The sequence below is a fragment of the Psychrobacter sp. L7 genome (assembly GCF_002810365.1).
GTDB classification, from domain to species: domain Bacteria; phylum Pseudomonadota; class Gammaproteobacteria; order Pseudomonadales; family Moraxellaceae; genus Psychrobacter; species Psychrobacter celer.
Map to the genome: position 1 here is coordinate 14,588 of NZ_NEXR01000004.1, position 24,723 is coordinate 39,310.

18 protein-coding genes and 1 pseudogene are annotated in these 24,723 nt (G+C 48.3%); 8 read left to right on the top strand and 11 right to left on the bottom strand.

Going from position 1 to position 24,723, the window contains the following annotated elements:
* Positions 1-468 precede the first annotated feature (468 nt).
* The 4 genes from CAP50_RS06015 to CAP50_RS06030 all read right to left on the bottom strand — a co-directional run bounded on the left by CAP50_RS06015 (position 469) and on the right by CAP50_RS06030 (position 4,671).
* Positions 469-1,371, bottom strand: a complete 903-nt coding sequence (locus CAP50_RS06015; RefSeq protein ID WP_241900672.1) for an ABC transporter ATP-binding protein — start codon at positions 1,369-1,371, stop codon at positions 469-471.
* 15 nt (positions 1,372-1,386) lie between these two features.
* On the bottom strand, positions 1,387-2,373 hold the full coding sequence (locus tag CAP50_RS06020; protein WP_100749380.1) for a FecCD family ABC transporter permease: 987 nt from the start codon (positions 2,371-2,373) through the stop codon (positions 1,387-1,389).
* Between the two features lie 69 nt (positions 2,374-2,442).
* Positions 2,443-3,300 (bottom strand): heme/hemin ABC transporter substrate-binding protein, encoded by an 858-nt coding sequence (locus CAP50_RS06025; protein ID WP_083608630.1) that lies wholly within the window; start codon positions 3,298-3,300, stop codon positions 2,443-2,445.
* Positions 3,301-3,537: 237 nt separating this feature from the next.
* A complete protein-coding gene (locus CAP50_RS06030; protein ID WP_075102385.1) occupies positions 3,538-4,671 on the bottom strand; it encodes a ChuX/HutX family heme-like substrate-binding protein in 1,134 nt (377 codons plus the stop codon).
* A 415-nt stretch (positions 4,672-5,086) separates the two neighbouring features.
* Between CAP50_RS06030 and CAP50_RS06035 the strand changes: the two genes are divergently transcribed.
* From CAP50_RS06035 to CAP50_RS06050, 4 genes are all read left to right on the top strand, one after another.
* The gene (locus CAP50_RS06035; RefSeq protein ID WP_100749381.1) at positions 5,087-7,264 is read left to right on the top strand and encodes a TonB-dependent receptor plug domain-containing protein; all 2,178 of its coding nucleotides are present in this window, start codon (positions 5,087-5,089) and stop codon (positions 7,262-7,264) included.
* Between the two features lie 113 nt (positions 7,265-7,377).
* Entirely contained in the window at positions 7,378-8,640 is a 1,263-nt protein-coding gene (locus CAP50_RS06040; protein WP_241900673.1) for an HmuY family protein, read from the top strand.
* Between the two features lie 191 nt (positions 8,641-8,831).
* Positions 8,832-10,586: a multidrug ABC transporter permease/ATP-binding protein gene (locus CAP50_RS06045; protein ID WP_100749382.1), complete on the top strand. Its 1,755-nt coding sequence runs from the start codon at positions 8,832-8,834 to the stop codon at positions 10,584-10,586.
* 296 nt (positions 10,587-10,882) lie between these two features.
* Positions 10,883-13,138 carry a TonB-dependent siderophore receptor gene (locus CAP50_RS06050; RefSeq protein WP_083608629.1) on the top strand — a complete coding sequence of 752 codons (2,256 nt, stop codon included), beginning with the start codon at positions 10,883-10,885 and terminating at the stop codon, positions 13,136-13,138.
* An 81-nt stretch (positions 13,139-13,219) separates the two neighbouring features.
* Here CAP50_RS06050 and CAP50_RS06055 read toward each other — a convergent pair whose 3' ends face one another.
* From CAP50_RS06055 to hppD, 5 genes are all read right to left on the bottom strand, one after another.
* On the bottom strand, positions 13,220-14,596 hold the full coding sequence (locus CAP50_RS06055; protein ID WP_075102382.1) for an MBL fold metallo-hydrolase: 1,377 nt from the start codon (positions 14,594-14,596) through the stop codon (positions 13,220-13,222).
* Positions 14,597-14,987: 391 nt separating this feature from the next.
* A complete protein-coding gene (nhaC, locus tag CAP50_RS06060) occupies positions 14,988-16,394 on the bottom strand; it encodes a Na+/H+ antiporter NhaC (RefSeq protein ID WP_075102381.1) in 1,407 nt (468 codons plus the stop codon).
* A gap of 90 nt (positions 16,395-16,484) precedes the next feature.
* Complete coding sequence (locus CAP50_RS06065) at positions 16,485-16,826, bottom strand: 4a-hydroxytetrahydrobiopterin dehydratase (protein WP_075102380.1); 342 nt, start codon at positions 16,824-16,826, stop codon at positions 16,485-16,487.
* Positions 16,827-16,897: 71 nt separating this feature from the next.
* On the bottom strand, positions 16,898-17,872 hold the full coding sequence (phhA, locus tag CAP50_RS06070; protein ID WP_241900674.1) for a phenylalanine 4-monooxygenase: 975 nt from the start codon (positions 17,870-17,872) through the stop codon (positions 16,898-16,900).
* Positions 17,873-18,088: 216 nt separating this feature from the next.
* The gene (gene hppD / locus CAP50_RS06075) at positions 18,089-19,189 is read right to left on the bottom strand and encodes a 4-hydroxyphenylpyruvate dioxygenase (RefSeq protein ID WP_075102379.1); all 1,101 of its coding nucleotides are present in this window, start codon (positions 19,187-19,189) and stop codon (positions 18,089-18,091) included.
* A gap of 193 nt (positions 19,190-19,382) precedes the next feature.
* Here hppD and CAP50_RS06080 point away from each other — a divergent pair, with 193 nt between their 5' ends.
* The 3 genes from CAP50_RS06080 to CAP50_RS06090 all read left to right on the top strand — a co-directional run bounded on the left by CAP50_RS06080 (position 19,383) and on the right by CAP50_RS06090 (position 22,546).
* The gene (locus CAP50_RS06080) at positions 19,383-20,309 is read left to right on the top strand and encodes a LysR family transcriptional regulator (protein ID WP_075102391.1); all 927 of its coding nucleotides are present in this window, start codon (positions 19,383-19,385) and stop codon (positions 20,307-20,309) included.
* Positions 20,310-20,496: 187 nt separating this feature from the next.
* A complete protein-coding gene (gene fahA, locus CAP50_RS06085; protein ID WP_100749383.1) occupies positions 20,497-21,792 on the top strand; it encodes a fumarylacetoacetase in 1,296 nt (431 codons plus the stop codon).
* A gap of 178 nt (positions 21,793-21,970) precedes the next feature.
* On the top strand, positions 21,971-22,546 hold the full coding sequence (locus CAP50_RS06090; RefSeq protein ID WP_100749384.1) for a VOC family protein: 576 nt from the start codon (positions 21,971-21,973) through the stop codon (positions 22,544-22,546).
* A gap of 52 nt (positions 22,547-22,598) precedes the next feature.
* On the opposite strand, the gene CAP50_RS06095 is transcribed toward CAP50_RS06090, so the two are convergent.
* Positions 22,599-23,432, bottom strand: a complete 834-nt coding sequence (locus CAP50_RS06095; RefSeq protein ID WP_100749385.1) for an IclR family transcriptional regulator — start codon at positions 23,430-23,432, stop codon at positions 22,599-22,601.
* A 199-nt stretch (positions 23,433-23,631) separates the two neighbouring features.
* Between CAP50_RS06095 and maiA the strand changes: the two genes are divergently transcribed.
* Positions 23,632-24,279: a maleylacetoacetate isomerase gene (gene maiA, locus CAP50_RS06100; RefSeq protein WP_198411596.1), complete on the top strand. Its 648-nt coding sequence runs from the start codon at positions 23,632-23,634 to the stop codon at positions 24,277-24,279.
* 229 nt (positions 24,280-24,508) lie between these two features.
* On the opposite strand, the pseudogene CAP50_RS06105 reads toward maiA, so the two are convergent.
* Positions 24,509-24,718, bottom strand: a pseudogene (locus tag CAP50_RS06105) (integrase core domain-containing protein); the annotation flags it as partial.
* Positions 24,719-24,723: the final 5 nt, after the last annotated feature.

Sequence of the window (24,723 nt, forward strand, 5' to 3'; positions counted from 1 at the left end):
ATTGGGATATTGACCAGATATTTGACGATGGTTGGCAAAATTTGGTCATTTTTAGCCCGTTTAGATAACTATAGTCAATTCATTCTAAAAATGACATAGCGCTGCTGGGATGAATTTTGCGCAGCCTCTGTGATAACAGCACGCAAGTAAAATTTATACCAGTAGCGCATTTAGATTTATAACAATTTTAATTTGAACTGACTATATCTAGTAAATTGAAGACACACCCTAATCAGCTATTAGGGCAATATTAGCTTTTTATTTCAATGTGACTATTCGATTGAACATAAAATGTGCTCTGATATTTTTTATATACTCGATCCTAAATAAAATTGGCAGGCAAGAGACTATATGCCACGTGCTGCTGGTATTTGTTTGACGCAGCATCGAGCGGTGTAGGCACAGCACACAAGAAAAACAAACACCAGTCGCGCTGTAGCTGTTTTAAAGTAGATTGACTGTATATGGTTATACAAACACCACACCATCTTCGGTCTGATGCGCCTTGATATCGACATCATAGGCAGCGCTGAGTCGTTGACGGGTCATTACCTCAGTAGGCGAACCTTGGGCAATAACTCGCCCACCGTTTAGTAGTACCACCTCATCGGTATAGCGATGGGCATGAGTCAAATCATGCAGCACTACCAAGATACTTTTGCGCCGCTCATGTACCAGAGTGTGTAAATAATGCAATAAAAAACGCTGATGGCGAATGTCAAGATGGTTGGTCGGCTCATCAAACATCATGATTTTAGTGTCTTGCATCAGTGCCCGCACGATAGCCAAGCGCTGCTTCTCCCCGCCTGATAAGGTTTGCACACGGGCATCGGTTAGATTTGATAGCTCAAAATCTTGCAGCAAGGTTTGCGCGCGTTCGACATGGTGGCGATTTGGCCGCTGATACCAAGCAAGGTTTGGCGAGACGCCCAATAGCGCATAATCAAGCACCGTAAGCGGCAGCTCAAAACGCTCATGTTGCCCAACCCAAGCGATATGACCATCACGCATCATCTCATCGATAGGCTGGCCTTGAGCTGTGATATACCCCTGTGTTTTTAACGCCATCCCAGTATGCTGACCCAATACTGTATGCAATAATGTGCTTTTACCCGCGCCATTGGGCCCGATAAAGGCGACGAGCTTTTGGCTTGGCACGGTTAGCTTGTCTATTTTTAACAGCACTTTATCACCATGCGAGATATGAATATCTTGCATCGACAACAGCTCGCTTGCTTTCTCATGACTTGTATTATTATTTTGACTCGGTCGCTCTGTTTGCTCTGTTTGCCCTGTTTGCATTGACCGTACTGGCCGCACGGGTTTTGCTGCCGCAGCGCTGCGTCTACTTTGAAAAAATGAATCAAGCATAGTTACTCCTATCAATTAACGGCGGCTACTGCGCACAAACAGCCAAATAAAGAAGGGGCCACCGAGTAGCGCTAAAACGATGCCAACAGGCACATCCACTGGATAAGCGACATGCCGCGCTGTGCCATCAATGAGTAGTAATAATAGCGCCCCAAGCCAGCCCGACCAAATCATCAGCCGCATACGCCCGCCGCCAAACAAAATAGCCAGCAGGTTTGGCACCATCATGCCAATAAAGCCGATGACGCCGGCTAAGGATACCGCCGCCCCTGTCAATAATGCCGAGGCAATCACCACCAGACAGCGCACTACTCCCACCTTGATACCCAAGGATTTAGCAGCAGCCTCCCCTAGCATCAACCCATCTAACTGCCGCCCTAATGGCAATAAGATAGCCAGCCCCAAGATCATAGAAACGATCGCATAGCGCAGCGGCGCAAACCCCGCCTCCGCCATACTGCCCGACAGCCAATTGGTCGCCGAGCGCAGCACCATGTCATCAGACATAAATAAAATCAGACTGACCACGGCAGCACAAAACGCACTGATCACAAACCCCAATATCAGCAGACCCATCTGACCGCCGCCCAAAAATCGATGACAAGCGAGAATAAACAAACACACCAATACGCTTCCGCTAAAAGCGGCAAGCGGTATGCCAACGCTGCCAAAACCCAATGCCAATACCAGCACCACCCCGAGCGCCGCCCCACCTGATGTACCGATTAGGCTCGGATCGGCTAATGGGTTTTCAAACAACGCTTGCAGCGCCGCCCCGCTGACAGACAACGCCATACCGACCAACAATGCCGTCACCACGCGCGGATAGCGCAGTTGCCAGATGGTGTCATCCAGATGGTTGGGGCTGGACCAGTCGCCAAAACCAATACCAAGGGCCAGCCAAATCAGTAGCAATGATATGGCCGCCGCCACCAGATAATAAAGGCTGTGCTTGTATTTGTTTGATAATGTAGGGATCGGTGCAGTCAGTGTATTTGCCATGAAAAGTATCGTTTTATGTGGATAAAAACTCAGTGGGAAGATTTGTTTAACTTAGACTATTTGCTTAGGCTATTTTGCGAGCGCATTTAGCTTTTTTAGCACTTCAGGCGACTGTAAGCCATAACGCAAAAAATCATCGGCTGGCCAAAAATGGACGCCACCATTTTTACCTGCTGTACTGGTAGCAACCTCAGGACGCTTACTAAACTTACTGACACCGCCAACGACCGCCTCATTATGCTCGGCAATGATAATCACATCAGGCTTGGCGGCCAGCCAGCCTTCTCGCGACAAAGGTTTTAGCCCCGATACGCTAGCGGCATTTATCCCGCCCGCGCGGCGAATCAGCTCATCGCCTACCGTGCCCTTGCCAGCGACAATACGGCCATCGTAACTCAGTAGATAGCGCTTACCGGTTTTTGCCATAGGACTCATCCCTGCCTGCCAACGCTTGGCTAGCTGCGACCCTGCAAATTTTTTATCGACATAATTACCGATGGATTTGATACTGCTGGCAAAGGTGCTGACTTCTTCTTTGGGTGCGACATTGACGGCCTTAACCTTAAGTCCATTTAGGCGCTGATAGATACTCGCCGGCTGCACCATATAGCTGCCGAGCACCAAATCAGGCTTGACCGCCAGCACTGACTCGGCGGTGATATTACGGTGCATGCCCACAGCGGGCACGCTCTTTAGCGCCAGATTTTTATTGGTCGCATCTTTGCCCACCAGCTTATCGGTCGCTCCTAGCGCCACGACCACATCGGCGACATCGGGACTCATGGCGACGATACGCTCATAAGCTTGAGCAGAAAGCGACGGCACGGCCAATGCACCAAGGATGGCAGCCGTACTGATAGCACCACGGGTACGTTTTTTATTGATAACTGACTGAGTGAGTGTTATTTTTGATAAGGCAGAAGACATACGTATTCCTAATTTACTGACATAAAAAATGACCCTATAGCCAATTCAAAACAAAATGATTATAAATTTAAGCACGCTACTGTTATAAATTTTACTTGCATGCTGCTATCACAAAGGCGGCGCAACCTATATTTTGAACAGAAAGCACCTCAGTAGCGCGATGTCATTTTTAGAGTGAATTAACTATATAAGTCATTAATGTTAAATAATTAACCAAAATTGATTTTTATGGCTGGTTTATGCGCTCTCTACTTCAACCATGACTGCTGGCGCTAACGCTTCTGCGTAGGCATGTTCGTCGACAATATTAGCAACTATTTGCTGCCACTCAGCCAGCTCAGGCGTGCCTTCGAGTCGTTGACCAAACACGCTAAAGACACTCGACCCCTTATTGTCAAAGCCTTCAATACAAGTCACAATGCCATCTTTGGTTGGACGCTTGACGCACCACACTTGCGCCAAAGCTTTGTCTTTGAGATGCAGGGTAAAGTCGTTATGGTCTTTGTCTAAAACATTAAACCAGTCTCCCAGGCGCTTAAGCGTCTGCACCGTACCCGTCTGAATCTGCACAAGTCCGCTATTACCGACAAATATCATAATCGGGCATTTGGCATCACGGGCCTGCGTAAATACCGCCTCGACAGCGCTAATATTAAGCTGCTGCGTCATCTGCTCTGGCGCTTGACGGTAGCTGCTGGCACGGTCGATATCGAGACTTCTTAATAGTGAATGAAACTGATGCACATCTGTCATTGCCTGCCAACCTTGTTGGAGCTGCGTGCGGGCGCCTTCATCCAGCGCCTTGTAGCGCCAGTCACTTAGCGGCGCTTGTATCTCTAACGTCAGCGTCTCCGTATTTACCGTCTGCTGCTGCGCCGCAATCAGCGCCTGCCAGCTGGCGATATTCTCATCGCTTAATTCGCGCAGATACACTTTGTCAATCGCCGCGCCCTCGCCATTGTAAAACTGAATACTATAAGACGTTTTATCCGCGCGACTGGTATCTGTTACTGCCAACATATGCTGCCATTGCCACATAAAGAATCGTAAATCCAAACCACCAACATTGAGCGCTATTCCCATCTTTTCGCCGAGTTTTAAATTGTGATACGGCGCGGTTTTTTCATGTACGGCCAGATCGTTTCTGACGATGCTCTCAACACTGCCAAAGCGTGCAAACTGCTGTAATACCGTTTTGCACTTATCCCCGATGTACTGACTGTAAGGCGATGCGAGCATCAGCTCAAACTCACTGACCCCCAATGCCGCTGCCCCTTCTGTCGGAAACAGCATCGGCGTTTTTTCTTTTAGTGCTTGGTACTGTTGCCACAGCTCGGTATTTTTTGTGATTAAAGATAACGGTTGACTCATGAGGGTCTCCATAAAATAAATAATAAAAAGCCAATCATCTCGCTATATACGCAAAGAGATAAACGGCTGAATAATAATCACCGCCTTTGGCCAAATCTATCTGACTAAATCAAGCAAAATGGCAGCGCTCCATGTTTGCGCTTATCGTTTTTTTCAGGTGGTATTGAACGGGAATGATTATGGCAACATTTTTTTAGTTTGTAAATAGAAATAATTATCATTTACATGTTGATAATTATTATCGTTTGAAATATGATGTCTGAGCTTTGTTACTCGCATTGAGGTTTTAAGTAACAAAACCTTGAAGGATTAAATCGCTGATAGCCGCTTATTTTGTTGTTTTGATAAATAATTTTAATAAAGCAGAGCGTCAAACCTCTCTGTTTTTGCTTTTTTTATAAAGGTTGTCTTACTTATGTCGATGTCCCCACTTCGCTCTTATTTACCAGATACCCGCTTCTCTACTCATTTACCACAGTGGCGGCAGCGTGCTTTGGTCACTAGCATTGCCTTGGCATTATCTGCGTTGGCCCCTGCCAGCGTCCAAGCAGCAGATTTTGTGGACGACACTCCTGAGCTTACCGATGATACTGCCCTGCCGAGCGTCCGTCTCGACCCTATCGTGGTGACCGCCACACGCTCTGAGCGTGCCTTAAGCGATGCGCCAGTCGCCATGCAGGTACTTAGCCGCCAAACGCTCGATGACAACCATGCCCATACCTTAAAAGAAGCACTGGCGCTCTTGCCCAATGTTTACTTACGCGAAGTTCATGGCAAGACAGGCTATGAAGTCAGCATGCAAGGCTTCACCGGCGATCAGGTACTGGTGCTCATCGACGGCTTACCGATTACCGCCAGTACGGGATCGACGGTGAATTTAAATCAATACATGAATATGGATATCGAGCAAATAGAAGTGGTACAAGGAGCGGCGTCAGCGCAGTTTGGCAGTGCGGCCATGGGCGGGGTGATTAATATCATCACCAAGCCTATCGGCGCAGCGACAGGACATATCACCACCGAGATCGCCAGTAATGGTGAGCAAAACCCTTCAGGTAAAGGAATAGACGCCAACAAACGCTATGTCGAAGCCAGCGTAGAAGGCGCTTTAGATAAAGATCAACGCTTTCAGGCGCGCCTATCAGGCTCGTATCTAGACAATGATGGCTTGAGCTTGGATCATAAAGCATGGCCCAGACTAAAAGACGCCAGCGAGCAGTCACAAATCAGCGCGCGCCTAAGCTACCGCCCTGATGGCAAAGGCATGTCAAACGATAGCAATAGTAGCGACGATAGCCGCGTGATCAAAAATACTCAATATTGGCTAGAGGCCAGTCACTATAAAGAAGATGATGTCAGCCGCTTTAATTACTATGTGGCGCCGCGCTATTTGGCGCAGCAGCGAGACGAGCACATCAGCAAGCAGCGCTTTAGTGTCGGTGCGCGTGCTGATATCACGCCGCATGCAGACGATCGTAGCAAGACCTATCGGCTGTCCGCTCAAGCGCTGCATGAGGACTATCAAAGCGAGTCTAATACCAAAACCCAGCAGACCATCACCAGCGCCCGTGACACCGACATCAGTACCACGCTAGCGCAAGCGCAGCTTGACCTACCTGAGTTGGTGCTATCCGGCGATCACATTCATCTTATTCAGGTCGGCGGGCAGCTTCAGCAAGACAAGCTGAGCCAAACGAAAAACCAAGTCAGCGAGCTGATCAGCAATGAGGTCAGTCGTGACGTCGGTGAGCTGTATATACAAGACGATTGGCTAATCGGTGATAATTGGGAGGTGCTGAGCGGGATTCGCTACCAGAACGATGAAGACTTTGGTAGCCATACGGCGCCAAAAGTATCGCTCAAATATAATCTCATGGACGCTAGCGGCCGCGAGCATATCTTGCGCGGTAGTATCGGCGGTGGTTATCGCGTGCCCAATCTAAAAGAGCGCTACTACGTCTTTGATCATAGCAATTTGGGCTATAAAGTGATGGGCAACCCAAACTTGCAGCCGGAGACCTCAACCAGCTACCAAATCGGCTATCAAGGTCAGCTGAGCGATACACTCAACCTCACCGTCAATGGTTTTTATAATGACGTTGACGACCTTATCCAAACCGACGAGGACAATGCGACCTTTGATGGCAATATTGCTGTCTATCAGTTTATGAACGTCGATAGCGCCAAAACCTATGGCGGCGATATCGGTATCGACTGGCAAGTGGACGAGCGCGCCAAACTACAAGCCAGTTATGCGTATCTCAAGACCCACAACAATGTCACCGATACCGAGCTGACCTATAAGCCCAATCACAAAGCCATGCTGGCACTTGATTATCAAATCAATGACAAGTTACAGCTGATCCCACGCCTCAACTACGAATCCAAGCAGCTCGTCAGCACCAGCGCACAGACGTACTCGCCGTCTTGGTGGACGCTCGATAGCAAGCTCAATTATGACATGACGGCAAACCTGAGCGTATACGCGGCGATTAATAATATCTTTGATGTACAGCGCGATGTCACCGATGCCAGTGACTATCGCCCAATCGACAATCGTGAGTGGTTACTGGGTGCCAGATATCACTGGTAAGCCCTTGCCCGCACTTATCTTAAAGCAACTCTTGTAAAGCAATTGTTTAAAAAACTCTGTCTATAGCGCTGTTTTTATCTTTAGCCAAAACAATAACCATCAAGGAGCCTGACATGACCAAACCTACCCTAGCAATGAGCACCAAGCCGACCAAATTGGCATTACTTTTTAGCAGCAGCCTATTAGCCCTTAGCATGACCGGCTGCGGTGGCGGCAGTGATGGCTCGAGTAGTGGCAATAACGAAAATAGCGATAATGATGGCAGCACACCGCCTGCCAGCAGTGCCAGCTTTAGCGAAACCGCCACATGGCAAGTCACCAACCTAGCGCCTGATAGTGCCACTTGTTATGACTTCGATGCCAAAGCTGAAAGCTCATGTGACGGCGATACATGGGATATTAAGTTTGAAAACCAAGCACGCTCAGTCAAGCTTTGGTCCAATAGTGGCGACTCTGGCGCAGGCATGGGCGGGGTTTTTGGCTTGATCGACTGGTCTGATCTGAGCCGTTATACCAATGCCACCCTTGACCCTGATACAGGCCGTGACATCAGCCTGCACTATAATGAAGACCGCAGCGGCGGGGTGTTTACTGCCAAGCCTTGGTTTGAGTACAACTTACAAGGCAATCATCAGCTATATCCCAACAACCGCGTCTATATGGTCACCACAGACAGTAGTAGCGACATGACAGACAGCAGCGTCCAGCAGCCAATCTATGCCCTGCAGATTACCAACTACTACAATGATGCTGGAAAATCTGGCTACCCAACCATTCGCTGGATTGATACGGCGCTACCAAACCAGGTACAGACCCAAACCATCAACGCCACCAGCAATGATGATTGGGTATATGTTGACCTAAAAACAGGCCAAAGCAGCACGGACAAAGACAGCACTTGGCAGATCGGCTTTAAGCGTAATGATGTGATTTTAAATGGTGGAGATTCGGGCAGTGGTAAGATTGGCGGTTATCTTGCCGCCACACCAGCAGGATATTATGATGCAAAAGACGAGCCTATTGTCAGTCAATTTATCACCGATGGTAGTGCAGCGACCTTAGCCGACCTTACCAGCACAGCAGACTACGACAAGCCGCTAAGCGCCAGAAGCTGGGTGATTGACAGTAAAGGCTCGGACCTCAACCCTGCGTATACTGGCAGTTTTCCGAATTTGGATTTTGGCTGGTATACCTACAATGGCATGACTCATCAGCTAAATGCCAAACCACTTGATAGTGCTCAAGGCGCCCTTATCAGATCTGCTGGAGGCAACAGCTATGCGCGTGTGCGTTTGGATAAGATCAATTATCCTGATAGCACGGCGACGACGGCGACCTCATGGGAGTTTAAACTAGACATTCAGCCGGCTTCTTAGGCTGTGTTTTTTCACCCAGTCGCAGAGCAAGGAATCGACATAAAAAGCTATTTTTTATAGCTTCTACTTGTCATAGCTTCTATTTATATAGCCTGTATTTGTTTTTTTATCAGCGTTCAGCCTTATAAGCATCATAGGGCGAACGCCAAGCTTCTTTAAAACCCTCAAAAACGTATATTTATTGAGTCTTTATGTCCCCTCGCGCTGCCGCTTCTTTGTATCATATGGTATGGGCGCACTATCGCCTGCCGTTTTTAAAAGTTGTTTTATTAAACCTGCTCAATGCCGCCGTCAGCGTCGGTATCATCGCGTATATCAATCACACCTTTATCAGCCAGTCTGTCTTTAGTGCTTTATCATGGCAGAGCTTGGGGCAGTTTTCGCTATTGGTGCTGCTATTGCTAACGACCACGTTTTTAGCACAATATGCCCTCACACGCTTGGGTCATCGGTTTGTCTATGAGCTACGGACAAAACTGGTCAAACAAATCATCGACACCGCCGTGCCGCAGATAGATAATCTAGGGAGCGCGCGCTTACTTGCCAGCCTATCCTCTGACATTCAGTCTATCACCACCGCGTTTGTGCGCATGCCAGAGCTGGTACAAGGCGTGATTTTATCGGTAGGTGTCGGGCTGTATCTGGGCTGGCTGTCGCTGCCATTGTTATTGATTGTCATGTGCTGGATTGTGATGACGATTTGCATCAGTACTATTTTGGTTAAGCACGTCTATACGCATCTGACAGAGCTACGCGAGATCAATGATGATTTATACCAAGATTATCAGTCCATCATAGAAGGTCGTAAAGAGCTGGCGCTCAACCAACACCGCGCCCAAAGGCTGTATAACGACGACTTTTTGCGGCACGCCAAAGCCTATGAACAGACCGTGACCAAGTCTGATACCTTTCATTTATCGGCAGTGAACTGGTCCAATATCATGATGTTTGCCGCGATTGGTATCGTCTTTGCTGTCGCAAGCTCTTTGGGCGTCTCCATGGCTGTGGCCACGACGTTTTCTTTGACGATTTTATTTATGCAGTCCCCGCTCCTACATGCTGTCGGCGCTTATCCCACGCTACAAACTGCTCAAGTGGCTTTAGAAAAAATACAGGCGTTGGCACTTGCTGATTATCAGCCGGATTTTCAAACAGACAGCGCGGCGACAAACTGGCAAACCATCTGTTTTCAGGATATCTGTTATCGCTACCCACACAACACCGATAGCCAAAATGTGACAGCTGTCGACAGCGAGCATGCCGATGATATCTTACAGTCTGTTACACTAACTTTGCAACGTGGCGATGTGGTGTTTTTGATAGGGGCAAATGGTAGCGGCAAGTCTACGCTGGCCAAGATTATCACGGGGATTTTTGCCCCGACGACGGGCACCATAACAGTCGATGGAGAGCTCATTCATTCTCAAAACAGCGATTCACAAAGTAGCGACTTACAAACTAACAACTTACAAAGTAGCGCCGATTATCGCCAGCTGTTTTCGGCGATTTTTAGCGATCAGCATCTGTTTACGCAGCTCATCGGCCCTAAAGGACAAGCGCCTGATCGAGTACTGACGGATACGTGGCTGCATCAGCTCAACCTGCAAGACAAAGTGAGCATCACTGACGACACCCTCTCTACCGATAAGCTGTCACAAGGCCAACGAAAACGACTGGCCATGCTCATCACTATCGCCGAACAAAAAGACATCCTCCTCCTCGATGAATGGGCCGCAGACCAAGACCCTGCCTTTCGCCGTGTGTTTTATCAAACACTGATACCTAAGCTCAAAGCCATGGGAAAAACCTTATTTATCATCAGTCACGACGACAGCTATTTTGCGCATGCCGATCGATTGCTACTGATGAAAGCTGGCCGACTGATAGAGCTAAACGCTGAAGAACGGCAGCGCGCCAGCATCGACGCCATTGCGATGCTCAAATAAATGACGCGCGCTTGGCACGATACGCACTACTCGCAGTGGTCGTTACTTCTATAGTCAACCCGATATAAAAACGATATGGCGAGATGAAGTGTTGTTTTACGCAGCATCGAGCAGCGCAGGTACAGCACGCAAGAAAACCAACGCTTTAGCGAGCCATTTAGATTCGACTACACGAAGTTCTTGAATGCAATTTTTTAATGATAACAATTATCATTAATGTTATTATTATCATTGTTATAAGTATTGTTACAACTTCGTACCCAAAAGACAACCATTTCAGCTCAAAAGGACATCAGATGCGGTCTCATTTACCCCCTCTATCTATCCGAACCATCCGAAAAAAACACCTGACATTGGCCGTACAGATCGGCCTATTAATGGGTATCAGTCATATCGCAGCCGCGCAATCGATTGCGGCCAAGACAATCGACAACTCAGGCAGTGCTGAGTCGTCTACAGGCGCGGAAGTCATCAGCGCAAGCGAAACAACCACTGCTTCGACCTCGACCGCCCCATCGACCACGTTAGAGGCCATTACTGTCTATGCCGATGGCTATCGCAGCACCGGTACCAAGACCGCCTTAGACCCTGAAGATGCGCCCATGAGCTACACCCGCATCGATCAGGAGTTGTTACAAAAGCGCCAAGCAGATAGTGTCAACGCTGCTTTGCGTTATGAGCCAGGCGTAAGCTCGGAGAGCCGCGGCACAGTCTCTATTTTTGATGAGTATAATATCCGCGGTTTTAAGACCTACTCAAACTTTTATGACGGCCTCAGACTGCCCTATGATGGCGCGTGGAACCTCATGCCGCAGGTAGATATTTATGCCACCGAAGCGGTAGAGGTGGTCAAAGGTCCCGCCTCTTCGCTCTACGGTTATGCCGCACCAGGTGGTATGGTCAACCAGATCGCCAAAACCCCAAAGAGCACGCAAGAAACCGAAGTGCAGCTGCGACTTGGCAATCAAAACTTAAAGGAGGTAGCGGTCGATACGACAGGGCCAGTCAGCGATGCGCTCAACTATCGCTTGGTAGCATTAAAACGGCAAAAAGACGGTCAAATGCAGACCACCGAAGAAGAGCGATTACTGATTAATCCATCGCTTGAGTGGCAGGCGACTGACGATGTCTCTGTGCTTGCCAATCTGTTTTATCAAGATGATCCAGAGATGGTGCCATCCACCCCACTACCTGCTGTCGGTACGGTCTACAACGCCAGCCATGGCAAATTAGACAGCGATGCCTATGCAGGGGATCAATGGAATCATTTTAGTAAAGAAGTACTGATGCCAAGCATTACGGTAAACTGGGATATCAATGACAATCTCACCTTTAAGCACATCTTACGCTACACCGATGCCGAAGCTGAGCAGCGCAATATGTATAATAGTGGCGGGTTTATCGATGGTAGCGATAAGATCTTAAACCGCGTGGCGTATACCACTGATGAGCGCATGAAAAACTGGACCACAGACAACCAGCTGGCTTATCAATTCGACACGGCCAACACCTCGCACAATGTGTTGTTCGGTATTGAGTATCAAGAAACCGACAGTAGGGCGACTTACTATGATGCGGGCGCAGCGGGTACGCCAAACCTTGACTTATCAAACCCCAATTTTTCCCAGATCGATACCGATACCCTGCCGCTAGATGCCTATCGTCAAGACGAAGACATCGAGCAAAGCCAGCTTGGGCTCTATGTACAAGATGAGATGCAGTGGCAAGATTTGACCGTGGTCGCAGGCTTGCGTCACGATAAGTTTGAGAGTATCACTGAGCAAACCAAAGCCGCACAAGGCGCGGTGTACGATGCACAAACGATCGATAATGATGCCTCAAAAACCAGCGGTCGTCTGGCGGCCATTTATGATTTGGATAATGGTTTATCGCCTTATGCCAGCTATTCTCAGTCGTTTCAGCCTGTCGTTGGTAGCAACTTTATTACCAATGAAGCGTTTAAACCCACCACCGCCGACCAGCTAGAAGCGGGTATCAAATATCTGTCCTCAGATCGCGCGACCAAAGGCACGCTCGCTGTCTTTGATATCACGCAAAAAAACGTCGTGGTCGCAGACGAAATCAACTATAGAAGCCAAACTCAGACCGGTGAGATTGAGTCAAAAGGCTTTGAGATATCAGGCAGTCATATGCTCAATGACTGGGTGGATGTTGCGGCAAGCTATAGCTATACCGACGCTGAGATTACAAAAGATGAATTCAACCCTGATGTGGTCGGCAATACCCCAGCGCAAACGGCTAAGCACAAAGCCACGCTGTGGGCCGACTACTACGCCACAGATAAGCTCACACTGAATGCAGGCGTACGCTACGAAGACGGCATGCAGCTTGATAAACAAAACTCGGATGAGCTACCAAGCGTGACCTTGGTCGATATCGGTGGCAATTATCAAATCAGTCCGATGCTGGCTGTCGGCGCAAGCATCAATAACTTGTTTGATAAAACCTATATCGGTGCCTGTTACGATATCAATAACTGCTGGATGGGGCCTGAGCGTCAAATGTCTGTCAGTTTGCAGGCGACATTTTAAGCGTTAATCAAAAAGGCTGGTGTTTTGGTGGAGGCTGACTAAAGCACCAATGCTTTATAACTGGCCTGATGACATGCCTTATCACTCAGCAGTGTCTTTGGCATGACGCCACGCTTCCATCCCGCCCAGATAGATGTCGAGATTATCAAAGCCTTGGCTCGCCAGCCAGCCAGCAGCGACTGTGGCCCGTGCGCCGCTAGCACACATCAACGTATAGTGACGATGCTTATCAAGCGCCTGCCAGCGCTCATTGAGATGGCCGACATAGATGTGCTCTGAGTCTTTGATCGCATCGGCGGCGCGCTCGTCAGCGTCACGAACGTCGAGGAGCACCCAGTTTTTTTGGTCGATATCCGTATCATTACCATTCAGACGTTTTCTGACCTCATGGGTGTCGATCATCGGTATTCGCTGCAGACGCTCGCCTTGCTTGGCCGCCGCGACCACACCCACATAGCCGCCCACCACATCATCAAGCGCCACCCGCACCAGATGTGCCATGGCAGTAGCTAACTGCGCTTCATCTGCTGCCACCAACGCAATGCGCTCGCCCTCACCGACAAACCAACCGACAAAGGCTGGAATCATGCTGACTGGCAAACTCATCGAACCTGGAAAGTGGCCAGAAGCGTACGCCATCGTCTCGCGGATATCGATGATATGATCGGCATCAGAGTCCTTAAACTGTGCCAATGTCAAATTGCGCGGGCGCATGATAGCTGGCGGCGCGTCACCGCCTTGCATATTTAAGCGCTCCATCAGTCTAAAATACGGCGGCTGATAGTGATTTTCATTGATTTTTGCATCAATAAAAGCGTCGCGCTCTGTAATTTGTAAACGCGGGTTATTTAGCCGCTCATGCCCGACGCTAGAAAACTCACGCTCTGCCATACCTGAGCCGCAGACCGACCCCGCCCCATGAGCCGGATAAATAATCGCCTGATCGCCCAGTGCTAAGATTTTTTGTAGTGAGTCGTAGAGCAGTCCTGCCACCTCTTTACGGCGGTTGGGATAAAAATCCGTACGACCGACATCCCCTACAAACAAAGCATCTCCGGTAAACACTCCTACCGCCTTGTCTGGATAAGCGCTGTCAAACACCGCATACGCTAGGTGATCATCAGTATGGCCTGGTGTCTCGATCACCCGAATCTCAAGCTGCCCAATCGCGAAACAATCACCCTCATGCACTGTCTGCGCATAGACGATAGGCTGCTCTGGGTTTGGACCATGAAACACTGTCGCCCCTGTCATGTTCGCCAAAATCGGCGCGCCTGAAACCAAATCCTCATTCCGATGGGTTTCAAATATATGCGTAATCTCAAGTCCAGCGGCACGCGCTTTTTCTACATAAATCGTACAGTCACGGCGCGGATCAATCACCGCCGCTTGACCACCCGACCCCAACAAATAAGATAGATGAGCCAGTCCAGGTGTCTTGATTTTTTCGAGTAGCATCGTTTTGTCCTTTATATTTATCGTTATCGTTATCGTTATCGTTATCGTTGATGTTTTATGTCGTTATAATTTATTCAAGCCGGTGCTTACCGCTTATTGAATTGATGATTTTTTATAAGCTATTTTATGGGCAAGCCGCTCACACCAATATTTATTTAAAAGTTAGCACAGACCAGCGCCACTCATCAATATACAATAACATATATTAACATAGCCATTATCTGCTTTGGTGCTAAGCGATGGGTAGCGCCGCCCGACTGTGAAAACAGATTGATAAGAATAGGTTGATAAGAATAAATTGATAAAACCTTACTGATCAAAACAGCACGCATAAAAAATCGGCCTGCAAGCAGACCGATTGGGGCATCATTTTTATGTTTTTTATGAAGAGCTATACAGACGTCTTGGCGCTAGGAGTATCTACGCGGCTGATGGTAATACCGGTAAAACCGAATATCAATGTCAAGAGCAGCGACAAATAGCAGAAGAACGCATAAGGCAAATAATCCAGTACAGGAACGCCTAACGCCTGACTGATAAACACCCCGCACACACTCCATGGTACCAATGGATTGATGACCGTACCTGCATCCTCAATGGTGCGTGATAGATTTTTGGGATGCAAGTTCAAGCGCTCAAAGGTTGGGCGAAACGCCGTTCCTGATAGCAGGATGCTCAAATACTGCTCACCGATCAGCACGTTGATACTAAGCGCAGACATCGCCGCGGCAAAGATTGCGCGCCCTGCGGTGGTCAAGCTGCCTTTAATCCCTGATAGCAATGCTGGCAAAATACCCAATGCCGTCAGCAAGCCACCCAGACTGAGCGCCAGCACCACGATTGCTTGGGTAAAAAACATGCTTTGTACACCACCGCGCGATATCATCCCTGCCACTTCGCCCAGCTCTAGCGACTCAGCTGGCGTATAGCCTGCAAACAAATAGCCTCCCAACTGCCCGATACTGGGTGAGCTATGAAAATAGGTGACGATAAGGGCGACAAAAATAGTACAGATGATGGTATAAATAGCGTTGACGCGAAACACTGCCAACCCTACCAACACGACAAAAGGCAGTACCGCGTAGTTTTGTACCAAGCCACTGTCTATCAGCTGGTTTTGTAGCACAGTCACTTGACTTAAGTCCGAGCTCACCGTCTGCCCCGAAAAAAACCAAAACAATATCACGGTCAGTATCCATGCAGGGATGGTGGTATACATCATATTGCGAATATGGGCAAACAGATCAATCCCCACCACAGATGAAGCGATGGTACAAGTATCGGACAGCGGCGACATCTTATCACCAAAAAACGCGCCCGACACCACCGCACCTGCAGCGATAGCGACGTTGGCATCAAACGCATGGCTCATGCCGATAAAAGCCACCCCAAGAGTCGCCGCGGTCGTCAAGCTACTGCCTAAGGCCACGCCGATGATAGAGGTCAGTACAAACGCTGAAATATAGTAATACTCGGGCGATATAAGCTGAAAACCAAAATACATTAGCGTCGGAATGGCACCAGACATCATCAAGGCGGCGACCATTAGACCAATAAAAAAGAACAAATATATCGCGCCAATACCGCGCATCACGCCAGAGGCCATTTGCGCTTGCATATCATCGAAGCTGAGGCCTCGAAACAAACCGATGGCCAGTAGGACACAGATAGCGAGTATCAACGAGAGATGAGGCACCCAGCCAAAGCCGATCATGGTGACGCCCATGATAGCGATGACGATGGCAGAGATCATAAATGCCAGTTGAGAAGAGATTTGAGTGAGTATTTTTGGTGGCATCACACATCCTTAGATTGCCAGTGGATTTGGCGTTAGGGTTGGCTTTGGTGTGGCAAGTTTAATCAGTTGCTCTGATTATTGCTACCCTGATTATTTACCAAGTAGGCTATCGGTCTTGGCAGCCATGACAAAATCATTGCGATGCAGCCCCTTAATACTGTGTGACCACCAAGTAACCGTGGCCTTTCCCCACTCGACCAATATGCCTGGATGATGGCCTTCTGCTTCGGCGATATCGGCAAGCTCGTTGGCAAATGCCATGGCCGCGACGAAGTTTTTAAACTTATACTGGCGCTGCAACTGCCGGATACCATCGACCTCGATAAGTGACCAATCAGGAATCTGCGTTAATAACTCGCGCGCTTCAGTCTCACTGACTGTCGGGGCACCGATACGGCAGGCTTCGCAGCTGGCTTGGGATAGTGTCGTCATAATAAACTCCTTTTATTGTCATGATTACGTTTTTACGTGATATACGTCCGTGTTAAAGCAAATAAAGTAAATCAGCAGTTGGCTTCCCTGGCATAGGTCGGCTCAAACAAACCCAGTGACATCGCTTGCTTGACCACGCCCATGATATCGCTGTCGACGATATCAAACAGCGTATCCAGCTCATCAATCACATAATAAATAGGCTGGATATGGTCGATACGATAAGGGGTGCGCAGCACATCGAGCAAATCAAACGCCCGATGCTCAGGCGTGTCGCTCAGCGCATATAATGTCTCAGATGGTGAGCTTAAGATACCACCACCATAGATTTTGCGGTCTTTTGGGGTATGGCCTACCAGTCCAAACTCGATGGTAAACCAATAGAGGCGCGCCAAAAACCACCGCTCTTCTTTGCTGGCGTTGAGACCTAATTTACCATAGGTTTCATTAAAAGCGGCAAATGCAGGATGAGTCAGCAGCGGGCAATGGCCAACGATTTCATGAAAGATATCCGGCTCTTCGATATAGTCCATGTCATTCATGCGGCGAATAAAAGTCGCAACAGGAAAACGCCGCTGGGAGAGCAGTTTAAAAAACTTACCAAAGCTAATCAATGCTGGCACAGCAGCCGTTTGCCACCCTGTGGTCGCCTGCAAGACATCATCGATAGTAGCCAATTGCGGAATCTGGGTGGTGGGTAGCTGCAGCTTTGTTAGGCCGTCTAGATAGGCTGAACAGGCGCGATTGGGGATTTGTTTGGCTTGTCGCTCGAGCAGCGTTTGCCACATGAGGTGCTCATCATCGCTATAGGCAATATGGCCATCACTGTCGGGCTGGTGCGAGACATATGGCTGCTTTTGCGGCGCTTCTAGATAGGAAGCTTCTAGACGAGAAGCCGCTAGATGGGCGCTGCTATTAGTGGTATTGATATTAGTATTAGTGCTATCGGTAATTGAGCTGTCGGCGGCTTGTTTTTTGCCGAGGTCGTTTTTGTGACTGCCGCTGACAGCGCGTTGATAAGAGGGGGTATGTGAGAGGCGATCCATGCCTGTACTCCTTGTATGACGATTGTTTTTTCTATCAGCCCTTTGTCCTCTACCCGTTGACCATACAAACTGGCGCGTCGATCACGTCACCTAATCGGTCAAACAAGCCAGCCAGTCAGACCAGCCAATGCGGATAAGACTAAAATACGCAAGCCAACTGCTACGTATAATGAAGCAAGTGGACAAGACAAACTCCTTTTGCCTTGCCCGCCGCTGCTATAGCGCTTCTGTTTCTGGTTGACCGACAGCGCCGCGGCGCACTTGGTCGCGTTCGATAGATTCAAACAACGCCTTAAAATTACCTTCACCAAAGCCTTCTGCATAATCGCCTTTACGCTGGATAAATTCAAAGAACACCGGACTGCCTAAGATGGTCTCGGAAAAAATCTGTAGCAGTAAGCGAGGCTCGTTGCCCTCAGTCGTGCCATCTAGCAAGATACCGCGTGTTTGCAGTGCCGCGACATCCTCACCATGACCCGGCAGACGCTCACTTAACATGTCGTAATAAGCATCGTTTGGCGCAGTCATCAGCGGAATGCCCGCCGCTTTGAGCAAATCGATGCTCTCCAGCAAGTCATCACTGGCTAAGGCAATATGCTGAATGCCTTCGCCATTAAAGTGCATCAAATACTCTTCGATCTGCCCGCCGCCCTGCTTTGATTCTTCATTAAGTGGGATGCGAATTTTGCCATCAGGGGCGGTCATGGCTTTACTGGTAAGGCCTGTGTACTCGCCTTTGATATCAAAATAACGGATTTCGCGGAAATTAAAGATACGCTCATAGAAGTTTGCCCAATACGCCATTCGGCCGCGGTAGACGTTGTGCGTAAGATGATCGATGACTTTAAAGCCATAACCGGTAGGCTGTCTGTCGACGTCAGCAAAAAACTCAAAATCGACATCATAGATAGACTCACCGTCTTTGTAGCGGTCAATTAAATATATCAAAGAGCCACCGATGCCTTTTATCGCAGGCAAGCGCAGCTCCATCACGCCTGTTGGCACCTCGACAGGCTGCGCGCCCATCTCAATGGCACGCTCATAGGCTTTTTTGGCATCTTTCACCCGAAATCCCATACTACACGCCCCTGCGCCATGCTCTTCTACAAAATAGCTGGCGTGGCTTTTTGGTTCACGGTTTAAGATGAGATTAATATCGCCTTGACGATAAAGCGCCACGTCCTTTGAGCGGTGGTTGGCGATGTGGCTAAAGCCTAGCTGCTTAAACAATGCATCGACAGCGTGTGGCTCAGGTGAAGCAAACTCTACAAAATCAAATCCGTTTAGTCCCATTGGGTTTTCAAATAAATCTGCCATGGTCATCATCCTTAATATCAATTACTGCTAAAAATAATTAGTGCTAAAAATCGTCACTATCAATCCGTATCAAACCTTAAATCAGCGTAAAAATTTGTCTATATCAATAACGCTTATTGACGATGCATTTATATTAGATTAGCTTTATTTATAAGACTAATTGTTTTTTATGATTTATTTATCAGGTTTACTTATGAATATCAGTATTCGCCAATTGACCGCTTTTATCACTGTCGCTGACAATGGCAGCTTTACCCGTGCCAGTGACCAGATGCATCTGACCCAATCTGCCGTGAGTGGTTTGATCAAAGAATTAGAATCCAGCCTCGGTATCGTGTTGTTTGACCGCACCACCCGCCAGCTATCGTTGTCCGCTGTAGGTCGCCATCTGCTGCCACAAGCGCGGCGGGTACTAAATGAGATGCATCTATTTGAAAACGAAGCCAGTAGTTTGACCAGCTTGGCGCAAGGCCAAGTCAGACTGGCGGTGTCGCAGTTTGCAGCCTCCTCTATGCCTGCTGTCATCGCTCAGTTTTCCCAAACCTATCCTGATATCAGCGTGTCGTTATTAGATTGCTCGGCCGAGAATGTCCTACAGCACATCCAAAATATCGAGGTAGACTTAGGCGTCGGTACCGAGCTTGGATTTATGGAGATGGATGATGACATCAGTACCGACTTACTGTACGAATTGCCGTTTTGTGTGGTGATGCCAGAGCAGCATGTGTTGGCACAAAAAAGTGAGATCGTCTGGCAAGACTTGCTAGAGACGCCGCTCATTACCTTGCAAGGGCCATTTATTGAGCAAGTCACCACCGAGCTTGATGAAGCGGTCGCCGCCCATATTCAGCAAGCGCGCTACAAGGTCAATTTTATGTCGACAGCGCTGGAGATGACGCGTCAAGGGTTTGGTATCACGTTGTGCCTACCCTATATGCCAGAGGTGATCGACTGGGTCAGCGCCAATGGCTTACAGATGCGGCCACTTGCTCATCCAGTCAAGACAAGGCGGTTTTTTATCTATCAACGCTCATCACGAGCGCTAGCGCCTGCAACGGTTGCCTTTAAGCAGTTTTTGCAAACGTATTTTGCGCAGCACTTCACCGATCTGCATGGCTAATAGTGCCCCTAAAAGTAAGCGATGATGGGCATAAAACCCTTGCAATACCTCTGATGATAACTTAGCATAAGACATAAATTATACTATAAGTAATAAATTACGTATTGCGTAATCAACCTTATATTTCTTATTCACTCACTTTTTATCACCTAACTTTGTCCTTTATTTTTTTAGCAAGGAGCATCTTATGTCAACGATTGACAAAAACTTGACTTCGTTTATCGAGGTTGCCGCCGACTCTGATTTTTCTATTCACAATCTGCCTTATGGTATTTTTAGCGATACCAAGACTCAAGCAAAGGCAGACAATCGCCGTGCTGGCGTGGCAATCGGTGAATACGTACTGGATTTGTCTGTGCTTGAGTCAGCAGGTCTTCTAGATTTAGCAGGCGGGCCGTACTTTAACCAGCCGACCCTAAACGCTTTTATTGACTCAGGCCGAGATAATTGGCAAAAGGCGCGTGCGACAATTCAAACGCTACTATCTGACGCAGACAGTACCCTACGTGACGACACCGAGCTACAAAAAAAGGCGCTGTTTAAGCAAGCAGATGTCACCATGCATCTGCCCGTTCACGTGCCAGGCTTTACCGACTTTTACTCGTCTAAAGAGCACGCAACCAACGTCGGTACGATGTTTCGTGACCCAAACAACGCGCTGCTGCCCAACTGGACAGAGATGCCAGTCGGTTACAATGGCCGCGCCAGCACGGTCGTCGTCAGTGGCACCGATATCGTGCGTCCCTCTGGGCAGCTAAAACCAAATGCGGATGAGCGCCCTATCTTCTCACCTTGTAAGCGCTTGGATTTTGAGCTAGAGACTGCGTTTGTCGTTGGCAGAGGCAACCAGCTTGGCCAGCCTATCGCCGTCGATGAAGCATTTGAGCATATTTTTGGCATGGTGTTGCTCAATGACTGGTCAGCGCGCGATATCCAAAAATGGGAATACGTGCCTTTAGGCCCATTCAATGCCAAAACCTTTGCTTCTGAGGTCTCGCCTTGGATTGTCACCATGGAGGCGCTCGCCCCCTTTAAGACTTCATGTCCTACCCAAGAGCCAAAACCGCTGGCGTATCTAAACGAGACCGCCACTGATACTAGCTTTGATATCAATCTATCGGTCGAGCTGCTGCCCGAAAATGCCGAGAGCGCTACTGTCGTTTGTGAGACAAACTTTAAGTATATGTATTGGTCGATGGCGCAGCAGTTGACGCACCACACCATCACCGGCTGTAAGGTAGAAGTCGGCGATATGATGGGCTCGGGGACGATCTCGGGGCCGACACCTGACGCTTATGGTTCGATGCTCGAGATCGCTTGGAACGCGACCAAGCCTGTGACGCTGGCCGGCGGTGAGACGCGCAGCTTTATCGAAGATGGCGATACCGTCATCATGAAAGGCTATAGCGAAAAAGACGGCGTTCGAGTCGGTTTTGGCGAAGTACGCGGTAAAGTCTTGCCTGCCCTGAGCTTTGATTTCTAGCTTTGATTTTTAGCTTTAATTTTGACCACTGATACTGGCTATCACATGGGCGTGCAATGCTAAATAATTGATCACGCTGCCAGAATCTTAGTAGAGCATACGTCCGATCTGATCAGACCGTTGCTCGAATCATACTGGCAGTATGACGCAGGTCACGCCTTATCAAAAGGATATTGATATGAGCTTTACAATTGAAAAAATTCATCACGTGGCTTATCGCTGCAAGGATGCCAAAGAAACTGTCGAATGGTACAAAAAACATCTAAACATGGACTTTATCTTGGCATTTGCCGAAGATCATGTACCCTCAACCAAGGCCTTCGACCCTTATATGCATGTGTTTTTAGACGCAGGACACGGCAATGTCTTGGCATTTTTTGAAGTACCAAATCAGCCTGAGATGGGCTTTGACCTCAATACGCCAAGCTGGGTACAGCATTTGGCGCTGAAAGTAAAAGATCGCGATGCCCTGATGCTGGCAAAAACGCATTTAGAAGACAATGGTATCGAAGTGGTCGGCGTGACCAATCACGGTATCTTTCACTCGATTTATTTCTTTGATCCAAACGGCCATCGCTTGGAGCTGACCTATGACGATGTCACATCAGAAGAAAAAGTATCGATGATTACCGAAGCGATGAAGCACGAGATGCTCGATGAGTGGTCACGTACCAAACGCGCACCCGTCCATACGCAGTTTTTGCACAACGAAGAGTTAGAAGAAGTAAAGCAACAACTCCCTATGGGCGAATAAATAGTCGGTGCAGGACTTGAGTATCGAAAAATAGTGTTAAGGAAAAACAACGTTACATCACATCATAACGCTGCGCGATTGCCCGTATCTGCGTGACCAAATCATGTTGCTTATGTACAGGCAGTTGCTCATTGGTCCCGATGACCGTGATGGCATACTCTAAACCGATAGATGCGTGTTTCTCAGTACTGTGATCGTCTATATGACTTGCCTGTGATGATATCAAAGCAGGCATACTAATGGCGTTGATACCCTTGAGCATATCGCCTGTCACCATGGCATAGCCTTGGGTACGGATATTGGCGCATCGTTCGCTAAACGTCTGACGTTTTTGCGCCATGTCATCATAGGTCTCATGATCACGCCATTCTGCCATCACCAATGGCCAAATAACCGTATCTGACTGATAGCTGGCAAACAGCTGTCCTGTCGCCGAGGTGCTAAGCGGCATCCGTGAGCCCACACGCGTGATGATACTGATGGCGCTATCTGGCTCGACCGACTGGATAATAATAGGCCCTTCGGTAAACCATTTGGCAATCTGTACCCCGCAGTGCAAGGTGTCTTTGATATCATGAGCGATAAGCGTCAGGCGCTCTAGAAGGTTGTTTGGACGGTGGGCGCGGTGGCTTAGCGCGTCGACTCTGTGCCCAAGTCCGTAACGCCCGTCTGCCAATTGCTGTGCATAGTCTTTTCGAATGAGACTGACCAAATAGCGATGACACTTGGCAGGATGCATTTGCAGCGCTTGAGCAATGTCTTTTAACATCATAGGCTCGCGGCGCTCGATGAGGATATCTAAGACGGACAACCCTGTCTCCAAAGACTGGACGCCATTTTTTTGAGTGGTCGGCGCGCTGTCTATAAGGCTTTTGGCTGCTGGCATAATGGACTCGCTAAAAGGCTGGCTTTATTTAGGCTTAGGCCGTGGAATGAGAAGTACAATTTTATAACACTTACGCCTGATTGTATGCATGTGCAGTTGGAGAGCATACATATCTTATGCAACGATAATGACGGGACAAGCTATGGTGGCAACGGGGCGTTTGACTCACAACATAACATAATAAAAGGAAGATACCATGATGAAACTTTACGGTTATTTTCGTAGCGGCACATCTTACCGTACACGTATTGCAATGAATCTAAAAGGCCTAGAGTACGATTATCTGGCAGTCAATCTGGCCCAAAACGAGCAGCTAGCTGAGACGTTCAAAACCCTAAACCCACAAGGATTGGTGCCTGTTTTACAAGCTGATGACGTATTACTCTATCAAAGCCCTGCCATATTAGAGTGGCTAGAAGAGGTCTATCCTGCGCCGCCTTTATTGCCCAGTGATGCTGCTGGCCGTATGCAAGTACGAGCGCTGAGTGCGATGATTGGCTGCGACATACACCCTATTAATAACCGCCGTATTTTACAATACTTACGCCACGAGCTGTCTGTAGATGAAGCGCAGGTCATGACGTGGTGCAACCGCTGGATCAGCGAAGGCTTTGCCGCTTTAGAAAAACGCTTGGCAGCTGACCATACTCGCGGTAAGTTTTGTTACGGTGACACGCCAACCTTTGCAGATTGCTATTTGATACCACAGGTGTCGTCTGCGCGCCGGTTTGAGGTGGACCTCACCCCCTACCCAACCATCGTCGCCATTGATGCTCACTGCCGCACATTAAAAGCCTTTATAGATGCCGAACCGATGCAGCAGCCTGATGCACCACAAGCGATCTAGCTGACCCAATGCCATCACCAGTATCCTATTAAGTGCGATATAGTGAACCGCCCCGACTATGTCGGAGTCTGGTTTACTTGAGTCAGGCAGCGATGCCTGAAAGGATTAAATTATAGTTAGCTGAATGTAAAACTGTTATGGATTTAAACGCGCTACTGGTATAAATTTTACTTGCGTGCTGCGTTCCCAGAGGCTGCGCAAAATTCATCCCAGTAGCGCTATGAGATTTTTAGAGTGTATCGACTATATCATAATACCGCTTTTCAAACTCAAAAGGCGATACATAGCCCAATGCACTGTGTATACGCTTTTTATTGAACCAATCTACGCAATTTAATGTCGCAAGTTGTACATTCGCTAAACCTTGCCAACCTGCTTTTAAATATTCAATCACCTCTGTTTTGTATAACCTATGTCCTGTTTCAGCCAAAGCATTATCAAGGC